This window comes from Vibrio sp. Vb0937, from assembly GCF_033338855.1.
In genome coordinates this window covers 1-2410 of sequence record NZ_JAWOTK010000072.1, presented here as the reverse complement: position 1 = coordinate 2410, position 2410 = coordinate 1, and the positions used below count along the sequence as shown (strand labels likewise).

The following is a 2410-nucleotide window of genomic DNA, read 5'->3' as shown; positions in this document are numbered from 1 at the left end:
GTGATTGATGCGTGCGTAATGTTGGGTTACACCACGTTAGCGGCGCAGATGGGACGCTTTATCCGTTCAGACAAGATCATGGGTAAAATTAACAAAGTATTCGGTTCAATGTTTATGGGTTGTGGCGCATTATTAGCGGCTGCAAAATCCTAAGCCATTTATAGGTAGTTCTATCGCATGAATACAACGTATGTCGCTCGTCAGCCGATTTTTAACCGTAAAAGACAGACGCTGGGTTATGAATTGTTATTTAGAGATGGGGAAAGCAACGCCTATCCCGCTCATATCGAATCAAACCGAGCGACATACCGATTAATCGTCGAGAACTTTCTATCACTGGGTACTAACCCAGTAATTGCTTCTTCGCGATGCTTTATCAACTTTCCTCATCAGAGCTTGGTACGTCGTTTGCCTCGCAGCTTGCCAAAAAACAAAATCGTCGTAGAAGTCTTAGAGACTTGCCAACCTACCGATGATCTTCTCGATGCAATTCGCGAGTTATATCGAGAAGGTTATTTGATCGCGCTGGATGATTTCACTTTAACGCCGGAGTGGCGTCGCTTCTTACCTTTTGTGCACATCGTTAAACTCGATATCATGGCGATGGGGCTAGAAAAAGCGTGTGAGCTGGTTAAAACCCACCTCGCTAAGCGCGTCAAATATCACTTTTTAGCGGAACGCGTCGAAACCGCAGAAGAGTTTGAGCAAGCCAAAGCGGCGGGTTTTAAATTCTTTCAAGGCTACTTTTTTAGCAAGCCATTGGTGTCGCAAACCAAATACGTCAGCCCGGAGCAGGTGTTAGCGTTACAACTGTTTAGGCACGTCTGCGCGCCAGAGCCGGATTTTGACCGCATTGAAAGCATCATTACGCAAGATGTGGCCTTGTCGTACAAGTTACTGCGTTTTGTGAATACCCAGATCACCACATTAGAGGTGGAAATCAGCTCGTTCCGTCAGGCGCTGATTTACCTTGGTCAAGACAAGCTGAAGCAATTTGTCTCTTTGGTGGTGGCGTCTTACATCTCAAGCAACAAACCGCGTGAGTTGTACAACCTCTCTTTGCAACGTGCCCAGTTCTGTGAGCTGATGTCGCGTTACCAACCTTTTTCTCATCTCAATGAGCAAGGCTTTATGGTCGGCTTATTGTCGATCTTAGATGCCATGCTCGACTTATCGATCGAAGCCCTGGTGAAGCAACTGCCGTTGAGTGATTCTGTGCAGCAAGCGTTACTGCATCGTAAGGGTGAGTACGGCGTGCTGATCTCGCTAGAAGAATGCTACGAGCGAGCTGATTGGCATGGCGTCGAAAAGCTCTCGGGTCAGTTGGGTTTGTAATTCGACGAAGTCAAAGCCTCGTTAAGCGAAGCGGTTCGCTGGAGCCAAAGCGTCGTCGCGGTCTAATTCTCTCTATTAGTATGAAACTTTTATGAAGGCAAGAGCGTGGCTCTTGACGCCTTGGCACAATTAAATAAACATATACGCATATCCATATATAGGTATGTTAACTATGCTTCCACATCAGTTTTTCAAGCTTTTATCTGACGAGACTCGTGTGCGCTGCTTAATGCTGGTGGCCCGCGAAGGAGAAATTTGCGTAGGTGATTTGGCGTTTGCATTGCAAGAGAGTCAGCCGAAAGTTTCTCGTCATCTTGCTCAGTTAAGATCGAGTGGCATTTTAGTCGATAAGCGTCAGGGACAATGGGTGTACTACGAGTTATCGCAGCAATTGCCAGGATGGATGCGCAAGTTGATTGAAGACTTAGTAGCATCGAATTGCTTGAAGCAAGAATACCAAGACGACATTACACGCTTGCACGATAAAAGTCGTGAGGCTTGCTGTTAACAGCGAACAAAGATTCAAGGTTGAAGATTAAAGGGTAAGACTATGACGATTAAAGTAGGGATTAACGGGTTTGGGCGCATTGGGCGTTTGGCGCTGCGCGCGGCATTCGATTGGCCAGAATTGGAATTTGTGCAAATCAATGATGTTGCGGGCGATGCAGCAACGTTGGGCCACTTATTGGAGTTCGACTCTGTTCAAGGCCGTTGGCACCATGAAGTGCAGGTTGAGGGAAATGAACTCGTCATCAATGGCAAGCGCATCGCGACGACACAGCATCGCGACATCGATGCAGTGAATTGGTCTGGTTGTGATGTTGTGATTGAAGCGACAGGCGTGCACCGCAAAACATCGTACCTTGACCAATATCTCGATCAGGGCGTGAAGCGAGTGGTGGTTAGCGCACCAGTGAAAGAAGAAGGCATTGCGAACATCGTTGTTGGCGTGAACGACCACATTTTCGATCCTGACAAACATCGTATCGTGACATCGGCTTCGTGCACGACTAACTGCATCGCACCAGTAGTAAAAGTCATTCATGAGAAATTGGGCATTGAGCAATCCTCTTTC

Annotated in this window: 2 protein-coding genes and 2 pseudogenes; all 4 read left to right on the top strand. The window is 47.1% G+C overall.

Annotated features, from left to right (window positions below):
• Positions 1-153, top strand: a pseudogene (gene rhtB / locus R7P67_RS23135) (homoserine/homoserine lactone efflux protein); the annotation flags it as partial.
• 24 nt (positions 154-177) lie between these two features.
• A pseudogene (locus R7P67_RS23130) lies at positions 178-1332 on the top strand (EAL and HDOD domain-containing protein); the annotation flags it as partial.
• Positions 1333-1507: 175 nt separating this feature from the next.
• The gene (locus tag R7P67_RS23125) at positions 1508-1843 is read left to right on the top strand and encodes a metalloregulator ArsR/SmtB family transcription factor (RefSeq protein ID WP_005478993.1); all 336 of its coding nucleotides are present in this window, start codon (positions 1508-1510) and stop codon (positions 1841-1843) included.
• A 42-nt stretch (positions 1844-1885) separates the two neighbouring features.
• On the top strand, positions 1886-2410 hold a 525-nt coding region (locus R7P67_RS23120; RefSeq protein ID WP_318086110.1), incomplete at its 3' end, for a glyceraldehyde 3-phosphate dehydrogenase NAD-binding domain-containing protein.

Coding starts and splice junctions, on each gene's coding strand:
- R7P67_RS23125 (WP_005478993.1), top strand. CDS start 1,508: ATGCTTCCACATCAGTTTTTCAAGCTTTTATCTGACGAGACTCGTGTG.